This window comes from Streptomyces sp. NPDC019937, from assembly GCF_040631655.1.
GTDB lineage: Bacteria > Actinomycetota > Actinomycetes > Streptomycetales > Streptomycetaceae > Streptomyces.
This window is the reverse complement of the sequence record NZ_JBEYAL010000030.1, coordinates 1-14957: the sequence shown is the minus strand read 5'-3', so window position 1 is coordinate 14957 and position 14957 is coordinate 1. Positions and strand designations below refer to the sequence as shown.

Here is a 14957-nt window from a genome sequence, read left to right as displayed (position 1 = left end):
CGGTCAATAATCCATCAGCGATCCATCAGCCGGGAGAGTCGGACTTGGTGGCCATCGACAGACGGCACTTCTTCGCCTTCTTGGAGGAGTCCGCCTGGAGGCCGGAAACCTTGACGGTCTTGTCGGAGTTCCCCGCCACCGAGGCGTCGGACTCGGTGCCCGTGGTCACGACCTCGTCGGAGCTGTCCACGAACCCGACGAGGAGGAAGTAGTAGGCCGTGGAGGAACTGGAGTTGCTGATCTTCACATTGGCGTACGGCTTGCCGTCCGGGCTCCAGCCGCACGTGCCCATCTTGGCGTCCGCCGATATGAGCCCCGAGCCGCCGGTGGGCTCGTCCGAGGGCTCGTCGGTGGGCTCCTCGGTCGGCTCCTGCGTCGGTTCCACCGGGAGGCGGGCCATGCCCTTGCCGATCGCCGCACCGCCCTTGGCGTCCCCGGCCGGTGAGCCGCCTCTGTCCGAGCCGCAGCCCGCGGAGAACGCGAGTGTCGCGGCCACGACAACACTGGTGGCGAGGGGGAGCTGCTTGCGGGACACGGGGACCGCCTCTCGGGGATCGCGCGCACGGCTGAGTGCCGTACGGGCTGGGCCCCCCACGGTATGTCGGACAGGTCTCAACTCGGGAAAGATGCCCACCCGATGACCATTCGATCTTGCCCTCTCGATGCCCAGTGGACTATACCTGTCGCCCCAGGGGGAGGCCGCGCCACGGCCGTGTCGAGCTGGCCTCGGCGGTTCTGAGCTCTCCCGGCGCACACCCAGCAATTCCGCTTCACGCTTCAACTGACCCGCGGTGTCGGGCCCCTCGCCCGGAGGCGAGCATGTACGGGAAACCGTTACACCGCCTGAGTCCTGACGAAGGCGAGGACTTGAGCATGGGATCCACCCCAGATTTCGGACGGCGTGACCTGATCAAGCGGTCGGCGGCCCTCGGGCTGATCACCGTGCCGGCGATGAGCGTGCTCTCCGCCTGTGCCAGTGGTGGCGACGACAGTGAGAAGAAGGTCGACAAGGGCAAGAAGAGCGCCAAGAACCCGCTCGCCGTCAACGAGAGCGCCGCCCTCGACGTCGTCATCTTCGACGGCGGTTTCGGCCAGCAGTACGCCAAGGACGCCGAGGCCGCGTACGCCACGGCGTACCCCAAGACCAAGGGCAAGATCAAGCACTCCGCGACGCAGAAGATCCAGACGGTGCTCCAGCCGCGGTTCAACGGCGGCACCCCGCCGGACCTGGTCGACAACTCCGGTGCCGAGCAGATGGACTTCGGCACCCTGGTCGCCAAGAACCAGCTGACCGACCTCACCCCGCTGCTCGACTCGCCCTCCCTCGACGACCCGAACAAGACGGTGCGCGAGACGCTGCGCCCCGGCGTCGTCGAGATGGGCCAGTTCGACGGCAAGCCGGTGTGGATCCTGTACTACGCGTACACCGTCTACGGCGTCTGGTACTCCAAGAGCAATCTGGCGAAGCTCGACGTGGAATACCCCGAGACCTGGGACGACATGCTCAAGGTCTGCGAGAAGGCGAAGAAGAAGGGCGTCGCGGGCTGGACCTACCCGGGCAAGTTCCCGTACTACCTGCCGTTCAGCCTCTACCCCTTCATCGCCAAGATCGGCGGCAAGCAGGTCCTGGACTCGATCGACAACCTGGAGCCGAACGCCTGGAAGCACCCGGCCGTGAAGGCCGCCTTCGAGGCGTACTACGAGCTGTACAAGAAGGGCTACATCCTCAAGGGCACCCCGGGCCTCACCCACATCGAGTCGCAGACCGCGTGGAACCAGGGCAAGGCGCTGTTCATCCCCAACGGCTCCTGGGTGGAGAACGAGGCGAAGAAGACCACGCCGAAGGACTTCCAGATGGCGGTGGGCGCGCCCTCCAGCCTCGACAAGAGTGACGCGATGCCGTACGGCACCCTCTGGGCCTCCGGCGGTGAGCCCTTCATCGTGCCGAAGGCGGCCAGGAACCCGCAGGGCGGCATGGAGCTGCTGCGGATCATGCTGGGCGAGAAGTCGACCAAGAACTTCGTCAAGCAGGTCTCCTCGCTCTCCTCGCTCAACGGCGGTACCGACGGGCTGTCCCTGCCGTCGGGCCTGTCGTCCGCGCAGGAGGCGCTGGAGAAGGCGGGCAAGAACGTCGTCAACCCGCGCCTTCAGGACTGGTACGTGACGCTCCAGAAGCAGCAGATCGGCGTGGGCGCGCTGGGCGAGATGATGGCGGGCCGGATGACCCCGGCCGAGGCGATCAAGAAGTGCCAGAAGTTCGCCGACGCCACGGCGAAGGACGACGCCGTCAAGAAGTACAAGCACGTCTGATCGAGGCACATCTGATGGAGTTCGACGCGTCGCCGGCGGCATTATCCGCGAGAGAAGTCCGAGGTCGGTAGAAATGCAGCATGGTAAATACCGGTTCATCGCGGGGTTCCTGGCCCTGCCGGTGATCCTTTACGCGGTCTTCGTGATCTCGCCGTTCGTCCAGGCCATCTACTATTCGTTCACGGACTGGACGGGCTTGAGTTCCGACTTCAAGATGGTCGGGTTCAGGAACTACAACTGGCTGCTGCATGACGACCTCTTCTGGAAAGCGGTCGGTCACAACGTTCTGCTGCTGCTGGTCGTGCCGCTGGTGACGCTCGGGCTCGGACTCTTCTTCGCCTTCATGCTCAACGTCGGCGGCCGCGGCAGGAAGAACGCGGCCATCACGGGCGTGCGCGGGTCGGGCGTCTACAAGGTGATCTATTTCTTTCCGCAGGTGCTGTCGATCGCGATCGTCGCCCTGCTGTTCCAGTTCACCTACAACCCGCGCAACGGCGCGCTCAACGCCTTCCTCGGCGGAGTCGGCCTGGACGCGCTGCAACAGGAGTGGCTGGCCGATCCGAAGCTGGCGCTGTGGTGCCTCATGGCCGTGATGGTCTGGAGCAACGTCGGCTTCTACGTCGTCCTCTTCTCCGCCGGGATGAGCTCCATCCCGAAGGACTTCTACGAGGCGGCGCTGCTCGACGGCGCCAACCGCGTGCACACCTTCTTCCGGATCACCCTGCCGCTGCTGTGGGACACCGTCCAGACCGGCTGGATCTACATGGGCATCATCGCCCTCGACGCGTTCGCCGTCGTGCAGATCATGACGGTGGGCCCGGGCGGACCCGCCGACTCCACCCAGGTCCTGGGCTACTACGTGTACACCAAGACCTTCCACGACGGGCAGGCCGGACGCGCGACCACGATCGGCGTCGCGATGCTGATCGTCACCCTGATCTTCGCGGTCGTCGTGGGCAGGCTCGGCCGGCGCGAACGGCTGGAGTACTGATGCCGGGGCCCGTGACCGCACCCGCGAACCACCGCTCGACCGCCGACCTGGGGGGATCACAGTGACCTCGCAAGCAGAGCCCTCGGAACTCCCCGGCGTCACCAAGGCCGGCGTCACCAAGGACGACGCGCCGCCGCTCGCCGGACCCGTCGCCAAGCAGCCGCCGCGCTTCACCCCGGAGGGGCGGATCGGCAGCGAGGGCAAGGTCCTCAACGTCTTCTCGCACGGCATCCTGGTGATCTGGGGGCTGCTCGTCACCATGCCGCTGCTGTGGGCGGTGATGAGCTCCCTCAAGACCGACAAGGCGATCTTCACCTCGCCCTGGGGGCTGCCCTCCGCGCTGCACTTCGACAACTGGTCGCGCGCCTGGAGCAAGTCCAACATCGGCGACTTCTTCGTCAACACCATTCTGGTGGTGGGCTGTTCGCTCATCGGCACGATGCTGCTGGGGGCGATGGCGGCGTATGTGCTGGCCCGGTTCGAATTCCCCGGGAAGCGCGTCATCTACTTCATGTTCGTCGGCGGGATGAGCTTTCCCATCATCCTGGCGCTGGTGCCGCTGTTCTTCGTCATGAAGAACATGAGCCTGCTCAACACCTTCCACGGGCTGATCCTGGTCTACATCGCCTATTCGCTGCCGTTCACCGTCTTCTTCCTCACCTCCTTCTTCAAGACCCTGCCCACCTCGGTGGCGGAGGCGTCACTGATCGACGGCGCGTCCCACACCCGGACGTTCTTCCAGGTCATGCTGCCGATGGCGAAGCCCGGGCTGATCAGCGTGGGCATCTTCAATTTCCTCGGCCAGTGGAACCAGTACATGCTGCCCACGGTGCTCAACACGGACGAGGACAAGCGGGTGCTCACCCAAGGCCTGGTGCAGCTCGCGGCCAGCCAGCAGTACAAGGGCGACTGGTCGGCGCTGTTCGCCGGGCTGGTGCTGGCGATGCTTCCGGTGCTCGCGGCCTACATCGTCTTCCAGCGCCAGGTCCAGAGCGGTCTGACCGCCGGGGCGCTCAAGTAGAACCCGCGGAGTATTCGATATGTGAACGAAACGGATGCAATCGCTCCGTCGTACGCTGGCGGGATATCGCGATTGTGCGGGGAAGCGCGGGGAAACCTCCTGCCACACCCTCGCTCGAAGGCCGCCTCACCATGTCAAGGGCTTGACGTGGAACAAGCGGGGCGGCTCAGCTTAGAGTTCACATGTTGGAGACAAAGCCGGGCCTCACTGCTGCGGCCCGGCCGGCGGAGCGGCCGGCGTGCCGCCCGTGAAGGCGGGAGTGGATGGGCGTGGAGACTCCGGGATCGCAGTCGTCGCTGCACCGGGCCAACCTGGAGCGGGTGGTCCGGGCGGTGCGTATGGCGGGCTCGCTGACCCAGGCGGAGATCGCCCGGTCCACCGGGCTGTCCGCGGCCACCGTCTCCAACATCGTGCGCGAGCTGAAGGACGGCGGAACGGTCGAGGTCACGCCCACCTCGGCGGGTGGCCGCCGGGCGCGCAGCGTCTCGCTCAGCGGGGACGCGGGCATCGTCGTGGGCGTGGACTTCGGCCATACGCACCTCAGGGTCGCGGTCGGCAACCTCGCCCACCAGGTCCTGGCCGAGGAGGCGGAGCCGCTGGATGTGGACGCCTCCTCCGCACAGGGCCTGGACCGGGCGGAGCAGCTGGTCAGCAGGCTGATCGCCGGCACAGGGCTGAGCCAGGACAAGGTCGTCGGCGTCGGCCTCGGCGTTCCGGCCCCGATCGACGTGGAGACCGGCACGCTCGGCTCGACCGCGATCCTGCCGGGCTGGGCGGGCACCAATCCGCGCGACGACCTGGCCCAGCGGCTCGGGGTGCCGGTGCACGTGGACAACGACGCCAACCTGGGCGCGCTCGGCGAGCTGGTGTGGGGCTCCGGGCGCGGGGTCGCCGACCTGGCGTACATCAAGGTCGCCGACGGTGTCGGCGCGGGGCTGGTGATCAGCGGCCAGATCTACCGGGGCCCGGGCGGCACGGCGGGCGAGATCGGCCACATCACCCTCGACGAGTCGGGCCCGGTGTGCCGCTGCGGCAACCGGGGCTGCCTGGAGACGTTCGCCGCGGCCCGCTACATCCTGCCGCTGCTGCGTTCCAGCCATGGCGCGGACCTCACCATCGAGCGCATGGTGCAGCTCGCCCGGGACGGCGACCCCGGCTGCCGCCGGGTGATCGCGGACGTCGGCCGGCACATCGGCAGCGGCGTGGCGAACCTGTGCAACCTGATCAATCCCAGCCGCATGGTGCTCGGCGGCCACCTCGCCGAGGCGGGGGAGCTGGTGCTGGGCCCGATCCGCGAGTCGGTCGCGCGGTACGCCATTCCCAGCGCCGCCCGTCAGCTGGCCGTGATGCCCGGGGCGCTCGGCGGCCGGGCCGAGGTGCTGGGGGCGCTGGCGCTGGTGCTGAGCGAGATGGGCGACTCGACGCTGCTGGAGGGCGCCCTCTCGGCGGGCACCCCGGCACTCGCCTGAGCCGCCGCCGTACGCGGCGCCTGCCGTACGTCTGACGCCCCGCGTGCCCCCGAGGGCCTTTCCGGTGCCCTCGGGGGCACGCGGCATGCCTTTCGGGCACGTCCGGCTGCGTTCATTCAGATAACGAATGGCACCGTTGCCATCTCGTTAAGGATTTACTTCTTGACGCCATGACGGGGCCGGAGTTGACTTCACGCCAACCTCGGCCGCAATGACGCGGCCTCGTCAGGGAGGTCACCCCCGTTATGAACGCAACGATGCGCCGCGTCGCCATGGTCACCGCCGCCTTATCGATGGCCGCCTCGCTCGCCGCCTGTGGTTCGGCGAAGGAAGCGGACGACAAGGGCGATAAGAAGAAGAAGTCCGGACCGTTGACCGTCGGTCTCCTTCTGCCCGAGGACCAGACGGCGAGATACGAGAACTTCGACCGGCCGTTGATCAAGAAGAAGATCCTGGCCGACTGCTCCGGCTGCAAGATTCAGTACGCCAACGCCAAGTCGGACCCGGCGGTACAGCAGCAGCAGGTCGACTCCATGATCACCAAGAAGGTCGATGTGATCATTCTGGATTCGGTGGACTCCAAGTCCATTGCCGGATCGGTCAAGAAGGCCGCCGAGGCGCACATCCCGGTCGTCGCCTACGACCGGCTGGCCGAGGGCCCGGTCTCCGCCTACACGTCCTTCGACAACGAGACGGTCGGCAAGGTCCAGGGCGAGGCGCTGCTGAAGGCGCTGGGGAAGAAGGCCAAGGACGGCAAGGTCATCATGCTCAACGGCTGGGAGGCCGACCCCAACGCCGCCATGTTCAAGAAGGGCGCGATGTCGGTCCTCAAGGGCAAGGTGGACATCGCCAAGTCCTACGACATCGACCGCTGGCTGGCCGAAGAGGCCAACAAGGCCATGACGGGAGCCATTTCCTCCGTCGGCAAGGACAACATCGTCGGCGTCTACTCCGCCAACGACAGCATGGCGGGCGGCGCGATCACCGCGCTCAAGAGCGGTGGCGTCAAGCCGCTGCCCCCGGTCACCGGCCAGGACGCCGAACTCGCCGGGGTGCAGCGGGTGGTGAGCGGCGAGCAGTACATGAGCGTCTACAAGTCCTACGTGGCGGAGGCGACCGCGGCCGCGAAGATGGCCGTCGCCCTCGGTCGCGGTGAGAAGGTCGCCGAGTCCAACACGGTCGACAGCCCGACCACCAAGGACATCCCGGCCACCCTCATCCCCCCGATCTCGCTGACCAAGGACAAGATCAAGAGCACCGTCGTGAAGGACGGTCTGTACTCGGTCGGCCAGATCTGCACGGCGAGGTTCAAGGCCGCCTGCGCCGCGGCCGGGCTCGAGTAACCCCCGCCGTACGCCCCGTACCGCTCGTACGACCCGTACGGGCCGTACGCCCCGTACGGCGCACAGCGCGTCAGCGCGTCAGCGCGCGGCCGGGCCGCCGTGAACACACCGGCGGCCCGGCCGCTGCCCCACGAACACCCCCGTCCGAGGGGAGAGTCCTCTCCCCTCCGTCACACAGCAGGGGCCGCCCCCTGCCCGGAACGGAGATGGCCATCGTGCCGAACGAACCCGTGTTGGCGTTGCGCGGGATCTCCAAGCGGTTCGGCGCCGTCCAGGCGCTCACCGACATCCAACTGGAGGTCCGCGCCGGTGAAGTGGTCGCCCTGGTGGGCGACAACGGCGCCGGAAAGTCGACCCTCGTCAAGGCGATCGCCGGAGTCGGCCCCGCCGACGAGGGCGTCCTCGAATGGCAGGGCAGGCCCGTCGAGATCACCCGGCCGCACGACGCCCAGGACCTGGGCATCGCGACGGTGTACCAGGACCTCGCCCTGTGCGACAACATCGACGTCGTCGGCAACCTCTTCCTCGGCCGCGAGATCCTGCGCGCCGGGGTGCTGGACGAGGTCGAGATGGAGCGCCGCGCCCGTGAACTGCTGAGCACCCTGTCGATCCGCATCCCCAGCGTGCGGATCCCGATCGCCTCGCTCTCCGGCGGCCAGCGGCAGACCGTCGCCATCGCCCGCTCGATGCTGGGCGAGCCCAAGCTGGTCATCCTGGACGAGCCGACCGCCGCCCTCGGCGTCGAGCAGACCGCGCAGGTCCTCGACCTGGTCGAGCGGCTGCGCGAGCGCGGGCTCGCGGTGATCCTCATCAGCCACAACATGGCCGACGTCAAGGCGGTCGCGGACCGGGTCGCGGTGCTGCGGCTGGGCCGCAACAACGGCACGTTCGACGTCCGTACCACCTCTCAAGAAGAGATCATTTCCGCCATCACCGGCGCCACGGACAATGCCGTGACCCGCCGCAAGGCGCGCAGCGGGGAGGCCGCCAAGTGAGCACCCGTCTCGACAAGACCAATGACGCCCATGGCGGGGAGGGGGCCGGCGGGGACGGCGTCGGCAACAAGGCCCCGGCCGGACCGGCCGACGCCGGCCCGGTCGCCAAGGACGCGGTGACCGTGGTCGATCCGCGGCTGCTGGTGCGCCAGGAGGGCTTCAAGGGCTACCTCCACGAGTTCGCCCGCAAGATGCGCAGCGGCGACCTGGGCGCGGTCCCGGTGATCGTCGGCATCGCCGTCATCTGGGCGGTCTTCCAGTGGAAGGACAGCGCCTTCCTCTCGCCCAAGAACCTCTCCGACCTGTCGATCCTCATCGGCGGCACCGGCATGATCTCGGTCGGGATCGTCTTCGTGCTGCTGCTCGGCGAGATCGATCTGTCCGTCGGCTCCCTCAGCGGTCTGGCCGCGGCCACCCTCGCGGTGCTCAACGTGCGCCACGGCGTGCCCGAGGGCGTCGCGGTGGTCGCGGCGCTGGCCGCCGGAGCGGCGCTGGGCGCGCTGCACGGCTTCTTCTTCGCCAAGATCGGCGTCCCGGCGTTCGTCGTCACCCTCGCCGGCCTGCTGGCCTGGAACGGGCTGATGCTGCAGGTGCTCGGCACCACCGGCACCATCGGCATCGACGACGACAGCTTCGTGCGCATGCTCACCGATCACTACTTCAGCCAGCTGATCGCCGCCTACGGCGCGGCGACGGTCGCGGTGGCCGGATTCTTTCTCGCCCAGTTCCTGGACAGCCGGCGCCGCAAGGCGGTCGGCATACCCTCCCGGCCGCTGAGCGAGATCCTGGTGCGCACCGCCGTGCTCGCGGTGATCGCCTACGCGGCGGCCTGGCGGCTCAACGAGTACATGGGCCTGCCGCTCGCCCTGGTGATCTTCGTGGTGGTGCTGGTCGCGCTCGATTTCGTGGTGCGCCGTACCCCGTACGGACGCAAGGTGATCGCCCTGGGCGGCAGCGTCGAGGCCGCGCGCCGCGCGGGCATCAACGTGGTCGCCGTGCGGATCTCGGTGTTCGCCCTGTCCGGGCTGATGGCCGCGTTCGGCGGTCTCATGATCGCGTCCCGGATCGGATCGGCGAGCCAGCAGGCCGGAACCGGCAACCTGCTCATGGAGGCCATCGCGGCCGCGGTCATCGGCGGCACCAGCCTCTTCGGCGGGCGCGGCTCGGTGTGGTCGGCGATGCTCGGCATGCTGGTCATCGGGTCGATCTCGTCGGGTATGAACCTGCTGGGCGTCGCGAACTCCGTGCAGTACATGATCACCGGCGCGGTGCTGCTGGCCGCCGTGGTCATCGACTCGGTGTCGCGGAGAACACAGCGATCGGCCGGCCGCGGTTAGGAACCCCCTCCGTCGTGGGGACGTCTCCAGGGCCGGGCGCGAACCGACACCGTGCCCCGGAGACGAACCGGGCCTTTCCGTAGGGCAGCATTAGACTCTCGGGGGCTACTGGCTCGATGGAGACGCTCGACAGCAAGGAGGCACGGGTGCTGCTGACCGGCATCAGGGGACCGCGCGATCTGGACCGGCTCTCCCCGGAGCAGCTGAATCAGCTGGCCGCGGAGATCCGCACCTTTCTCGTCGACGCAGTGTCCAAGACCGGAGGGCATCTCGGGCCCAATCTGGGTGTGGTCGAGCTGACCATCGCCCTGCACCGGGTCTTCGAGTCGCCGAGGGACAAGGTGCTGCTGGACACCGGCCACCAGTCCTACGTCCACAAGCTGCTCACCGGGCGCCAGGACTTCTCGCGGCTCAAGAAGAAGGGCGGGCTGTCGGGTTACCCGTCGCGCGCCGAGTCCGAGCACGACGTCATCGAGAACAGCCACGCCTCCGCCGTCCTCGGCTGGGCCGAGGGCATCGCCAAGGCGAACGAGCTGCGGGGCAAGGACGACCATGTGGTCGCGGTCATCGGGGACGGCGCGCTGACCGGCGGGATGGCCTGGGAGGCGCTGAACAACATCGCCGCCGCGAAGAACCGCCCGCTGGTGATCGTCGTGAACGACAACGAGTGGTCCTACTCGCCGACCATCGGCGGCCTCGCGAACCACCTCGCCACCCTGCGCACCACCGACGGCTACGAGCGTTTCCTGGCCCGCGGCAAGGACCTCCTGGAGCGCACCCCGGTCGTCGGCCGGCCGCTGTACGAGACGCTGCACGGCGCCAAGAAGGGGCTGAAGGACTTCATCGCCCCGCAGGGCATGTTCGAGGACCTGGGGCTGAAGTACGTCGGCCCGATCGACGGCCATGACATCGAGGCGCTGGAGTCCGCGCTGCAGCGGGCGAAGCGTTTCGGCGGCCCGGTCATCGTGCACTGCCTCACGGAGAAGGGCCGCGGCTACACCCCGGCCGAGCAGGACGAGACCGACCGTTTCCACGGCATCGGCCCGATCCACCCCGACACCGGTCTGCCGATCTCGGCGGGCGGCGCCGACTGGACCTCGGTCTTCGGCGAGGAGATGGTCAAGCTCGGCGAGGAGCGGGAGGACATCGTCGCGATCACGGCGGCGATGCTGCACCCGGTGGGCCTCACCGAGTTCGCGAAACGGTTCCCCGAGCGGGTCTTCGACGTGGGCATCGCCGAGCAGCACGGCGCCGTGTCGGCGGCGGGCCTGGCCACCGGCGGGCTGCACCCGGTCTTCGCGGTCTACGCCACGTTCCTCAACCGCGCCTTCGACCAGGTGCTGATGGATGTGGCGCTGCACAAGTGCGGCGTCACCTTCGTCCTCGACCGCGCCGGGATCACCGGTTCGGACGGGGCTTCCCACAACGGCATGTGGGACATGTCGCTGCTCCAGGTCGTCCCCGGGCTGCGGATCGCCGCCCCGCGCGACGCGGGCCAGGTGCGCGCGCAACTGCGGGAGGCCGTCGAGGTGGACGACGCGCCGACGGTGGTGCGGTACTCCAAGGGCGCGGTCGGCCCGGAGGTCGCCGCGGTCGGCCGGATCGGCGGCATGGACGTGCTGCGCGAGCCCGCCGAGACCGCGGGGGACACCCCGGACGTGCTGCTGGTCTCGGTCGGCGCGCTCGCCCCGATGTGCCTGGAGATCGCCGACCTTCTGGACAAGCAGGGCATTTCGGCCACCGTGGTCGATCCGCGCTGGGTCAAGCCGGTGGACGAGGAGCTTCCCGCGCTCGCCGAGCGCCACCGCGTCGTCGTCACCGTCGAGGACAACAGCCGGGTCGGCGGTGTGGGCTCCGCCATCGCCCAGGCGCTGCGCGACTCCGGTGTCGACATGCCGGTGCGCGACTTCGGCATTCCGCCGCGCTTCCTGGAGCACGCCTCCCGCAAGGAGGTCATGGCCGAGATCGGTCTGACCGCCCCGGACGTCGCCCGCCAGATCACCGGCCTGGTGTCGCGGCTCGGCGGCGGCTACGAGGAGCCGTCCGGTACGGAGGGGCAGGGCGTGGCGACGCGCCCGGCGACCCCCGCCGAGCCGGTGCGCGACTAGCTTCGTCACACGAGGGCCCCGGCCCGGACCTCCGCGGTCCGGGCCGGGGCCCTCATCTGCTCCGACCGGCCCAGCGCCGGTCCCGCTCGCCCGCCCCCATCGGGTGAATCGGCGAGGCCGCCGAGTGTGCGCGCTTCGCTCCGGGGCGGTTGGCAGAACCATGACGCGCGGGGGCAGGCGTGGAGGTGTCACCGGTGAGCGATGAGGAACCAGGCGGCGACGGAGGCCGTGGCGGCGGCCCCCGGGGCAAGGCCCGGCCGGCCTATCTGCGGACGAAGACGATCGAGCAGTCCATCCAGGACACCGAGGAGCCCGAGCACGCCCTCACCCGGTCGCTGTCCGCCCTCGACCTCACGGTCTTCGGCGTCGGCGTCATCATCGGCACCGGCATCTTCGTGCTCACCGGGGCCGTCGCCAAGCAGCAGGCGGGCCCCGCGACCGCGCTGGCCTTCGTGGTCGCGGGCGTGGTGTGCGCGCTGGCCGCGCTGTGCTACGCCGAGTTCGCCTCGACCGTGCCGGTGGCCGGGTCCGCGTACACCTTCTCGTACGCCTCGCTCGGCGAGCTGCCGGCCTGGATCATCGGCTGGGACCTGGTCCTGGAGTTCGCGCTCGGCACCGCCGTGGTCGCGGTCGGCTGGGCCGGGTACGTGCGCTCGCTCCTGGGGAACGCCGGCTGGCGGCTGCCCGCCGTGCTCTCCGGCCCCGACGAGGCGAGCGGCTTCACCTTCGACATCCTCGCCGCCCTGCTGGTGCTGGTGCTGACCGCGATCCTGGTCCTCGGCATGAAGCTGTCCGCGCGCGTCACCTCCGTCGTGGTCGCGGTGAAGGTGACCGTCGTGCTGCTCGTCATCATCGCGGGCTCCTTCTTCATCGACGGCGCCAACTACCACCCCTTCATCCCCGAGCCCCGGAGCACACCCGCCGCCTCCGGGCTGAACGCGCCGCTGATCCAGCTGATGGCCGGTTACCAGCCGACGGCCTACGGCGTCGAGGGAATCTTCACCGCCGCCGCCGTGGTCTTCTTCGCGTTCATCGGCTTCGACGTCGTGGCCACCGCGGCGGAGGAGACCAAGCACCCGCAGCACGACATGCCGCGCGGCATCCTCGGCTCGCTCTTCATCTGCACCGTGCTCTACGTGGCCGTGTCCATCGTGGTCACCGGCATGGAGAAGTACTCCCGGCTGTCGATCGACGCCCCGCTCGCCGACGCCTTCAAGGCGACCGGGCACCCCCTCTACGCGGGCCTCATCAGCTTCGGCGCGGCGGTCGGGCTCACCACCGTGTGCATGATCCTGCTGCTGGGCCAGAGCCGGGTCTTCTTCGCGATGAGCCGCGACGGGCTGCTGCCGCGGGTCTTCTCCAAGGTGCACCCGCGGTTCGGCACGCCGTACCGCTCGACGATCCTGCTGGGCGGCCTCATCGCCGTGGTCGCCGGGTTCACCAGCATCAAGCAGCTGGCGGCCCTGGTGAACATCGGCACCCTCTTCGCGTTCGTCGTCGTCGCGCTCGGCGTCATCGTCCTTCGCCGCACCCGTCCCGACCTGCCCCGCGCCTTCCGGGCGCCATGGGTGCCGGTGCTGCCCGCCGTCTCCGTGACGGCGTCGGTGTGGCTGATGCTCAATCTGCCCGCGCAGACCTGGCTGCGGTTCGTGGTGTGGATGGTGCTGGGGCTGGTCGTCTACGTCCTGTACGGGCGCGGCCACAGCCGGGTGACCGAGACCGGTACGCGCGGCTGACGCCCCGTCGGCCCCCTGACACCCCCTAACCCCGGACGCTGCGCGGGCCCACGACCTCCGCGCCCAGCGCCGTCACCCGCTCCCGCAGCTCCCGGTCGGCGGTGACCACCAGGCAGGGCCGCCCCGCGTCGCGCCGGGCCACCACCTCCACGATCAGGTCGTCCCCGCTCCCCGGCGCGGCCTCCACCCGTACGCCCTCCACCGGTTCCACTCCGCGCGCGGCGCCCTCCACCACCAGGACGATGTCCAGGGGCGGTTGACGGGCCCAGCCGGGGACGCCCGCGCGCTCCGGGACGCCGCTCACCGCGATCGCGCCGAGCCGGTCGCGCAGCCGCTCGGCCGCCCCGTGCCGGTCGCGCCACCAGCCGTCCGGCACCGAACCGACCACGTTCGCCGCGTCCACGATCACGAGCCCGACAAGACCACTCATAGACCAGGCAAAATACTATGGGCGACGGGGGTCGGACACATCGACGCGGGAAGGTTGGTCGGCGGGCCATGGCGTTGCGGTTGCTCCGCGGCAAGGACGGCAGGCTCACGGCCTACGCACCGGCGGCGGGCGGTGTCGCCCGCTGGACCGAGGACCGCCCCGGCGGACCGGACTGGACGGGCCCCTGGCTGATCCAGGCCCCCGGACTGTCCCGGGTGACGGCCGCTCAGGGGCCCGACGGCTACGTCCATCTCGTGGGGCTCCGGCACACGGAGGGCAAGGACGGGCCGCAGACCGACATCGTCCACGCCACCCAGTTCCAGACCGGCCGCCCGCTCACCGCGTGGCACTCCCTGGGCACCCCGCACCCCAAGGACCGCGCCAAGGCGCGGCGGATCGGCGCACCGGCCGCGGCGGTGGACTCCACGGGCGCCCTGCGCGTCTTCGTCCGCAACGCCGGGGGCGGGGTGAGCGCGCGGCGGCAGGACCCCAAGGGCGGATGGGACCGCTGGACCGACTGGAAGGGCGCGCACGTGCTGGACGGCCTGTCGGCGGCGGTGACCGCAGACGGCCGCCTCGAACTGCTCGCACCGGCCGGGAAGGGCGCCGCGCTGCGCTGGTACCAGCCCGAGCCCGGCGCCGCCCCGAAGCGGGGCGAGGACGTCCCCGCCGACGCCCGGCCGGATTCGGCGTCCGCGGTGGAGACCAGCCCCGGCACCGTCACCCACTACTGGCGCGACGCCAGCAGCGGTGAGGTCATGGCCTGGCGGCCGGACGCCCCGGCCCCCGCGCCGCTGGGCGGGGCGACGGGCACCGGCCCGGTCGCGGTGCTGCGCGCCCCGGTGGACGGCCACGACTGCACCGTACTGGCGCACCGCGACGCCGCCGGCGGCCGACTGGCCGTCGCCGCGCATCCGGCGGAGGACGAGGCGGCGGGCGTGTGGTGGACCCCGTCCGGCGACCCCGGCGCCCAGCACCCGGCGCTGGCCCGCGACGGGCGCGGGCTGGTCGTCCTGGCCGCGCTCGCGCCGGACGGCGGGCTGCTGGTGGCGCGTCAGAAGACGGACGAGCGGGGCCTCGCCCTGCGCGCCTGGTCCCGGGTGGGCGGCCCGGGACCGGCGGACTAGGGGGTGTCGTGTGGATCAGGCCGGATCAGCGAGCGGCGTCTGGTGCAGGGGGCACCTCCCAGCGGTAGCTGGGGGAGCCTCGCAACCCGC

At 69.8% G+C, this 14957-nt stretch carries 12 protein-coding genes; 10 read left to right on the top strand and 2 right to left on the bottom strand.

Annotation, left to right across the window (positions count from 1 at the left end):
* Positions 1-25 precede the first annotated feature (25 nt).
* Positions 26-535 carry a hypothetical protein gene (locus ABZ562_RS27520; protein WP_361484611.1) on the bottom strand — a complete coding sequence of 170 codons (510 nt, stop codon included), beginning with the start codon at positions 533-535 and terminating at the stop codon, positions 26-28.
* 338 nt (positions 536-873) lie between these two features.
* On the opposite strand from ABZ562_RS27520, the gene ngcE reads away from it, so the two are divergent.
* The 9 genes from ngcE (at position 874) to ABZ562_RS27475 (ending at position 13310) form a co-directional block, all read left to right on the top strand.
* The gene (gene ngcE, locus ABZ562_RS27515; protein ID WP_361484609.1) at positions 874-2310 is read left to right on the top strand and encodes an N-acetylglucosamine/diacetylchitobiose ABC transporter substrate-binding protein; all 1437 of its coding nucleotides are present in this window, start codon (positions 874-876) and stop codon (positions 2308-2310) included.
* Positions 2311-2383: 73 nt separating this feature from the next.
* Complete coding sequence (locus tag ABZ562_RS27510; protein ID WP_361484607.1) at positions 2384-3301, top strand: sugar ABC transporter permease; 918 nt, start codon at positions 2384-2386, stop codon at positions 3299-3301.
* A 61-nt stretch (positions 3302-3362) separates the two neighbouring features.
* Entirely contained in the window at positions 3363-4322 is a 960-nt protein-coding gene (locus tag ABZ562_RS27505; protein WP_361484605.1) for a carbohydrate ABC transporter permease, read from the top strand.
* Positions 4323-4591: 269 nt separating this feature from the next.
* Entirely contained in the window at positions 4592-5791 is a 1200-nt protein-coding gene (locus tag ABZ562_RS27500) for an ROK family transcriptional regulator (RefSeq protein ID WP_361484603.1), read from the top strand.
* A 245-nt stretch (positions 5792-6036) separates the two neighbouring features.
* Positions 6037-7134 (top strand): substrate-binding domain-containing protein, encoded by a 1098-nt coding sequence (locus ABZ562_RS27495; protein WP_361484601.1) that lies wholly within the window; start codon positions 6037-6039, stop codon positions 7132-7134.
* A 206-nt stretch (positions 7135-7340) separates the two neighbouring features.
* Positions 7341-8129 (top strand): ATP-binding cassette domain-containing protein, encoded by a 789-nt coding sequence (locus ABZ562_RS27490; protein WP_361484599.1) that lies wholly within the window; start codon positions 7341-7343, stop codon positions 8127-8129.
* Positions 8126-9466 carry a sugar ABC transporter permease gene (locus ABZ562_RS27485; protein WP_361484598.1) on the top strand — a complete coding sequence of 447 codons (1341 nt, stop codon included), beginning with the start codon at positions 8126-8128 and terminating at the stop codon, positions 9464-9466. Before ABZ562_RS27490 ends, ABZ562_RS27485 begins: the two co-directional genes overlap by 4 nt.
* 116 nt (positions 9467-9582) lie before the next feature.
* Complete coding sequence (gene dxs / locus ABZ562_RS27480; protein WP_361484596.1) at positions 9583-11574, top strand: 1-deoxy-D-xylulose-5-phosphate synthase; 1992 nt, start codon at positions 9583-9585, stop codon at positions 11572-11574.
* A 266-nt stretch (positions 11575-11840) separates the two neighbouring features.
* Positions 11841-13310 (top strand): amino acid permease, encoded by a 1470-nt coding sequence (locus ABZ562_RS27475; RefSeq protein ID WP_361484796.1) that lies wholly within the window; start codon positions 11841-11843, stop codon positions 13308-13310.
* A 25-nt stretch (positions 13311-13335) separates the two neighbouring features.
* Here ABZ562_RS27475 and ABZ562_RS27470 read toward each other — a convergent pair whose 3' ends face one another.
* A complete protein-coding gene (locus ABZ562_RS27470) occupies positions 13336-13740 on the bottom strand; it encodes an NTP pyrophosphohydrolase (RefSeq protein WP_361484594.1) in 405 nt (134 codons plus the stop codon).
* Positions 13741-13808: 68 nt separating this feature from the next.
* On the opposite strand from ABZ562_RS27470, the gene ABZ562_RS27465 reads away from it, so the two are divergent.
* On the top strand, positions 13809-14867 hold the full coding sequence (locus tag ABZ562_RS27465; RefSeq protein WP_361484592.1) for a hypothetical protein: 1059 nt from the start codon (positions 13809-13811) through the stop codon (positions 14865-14867).
* Positions 14868-14957: the final 90 nt, after the last annotated feature.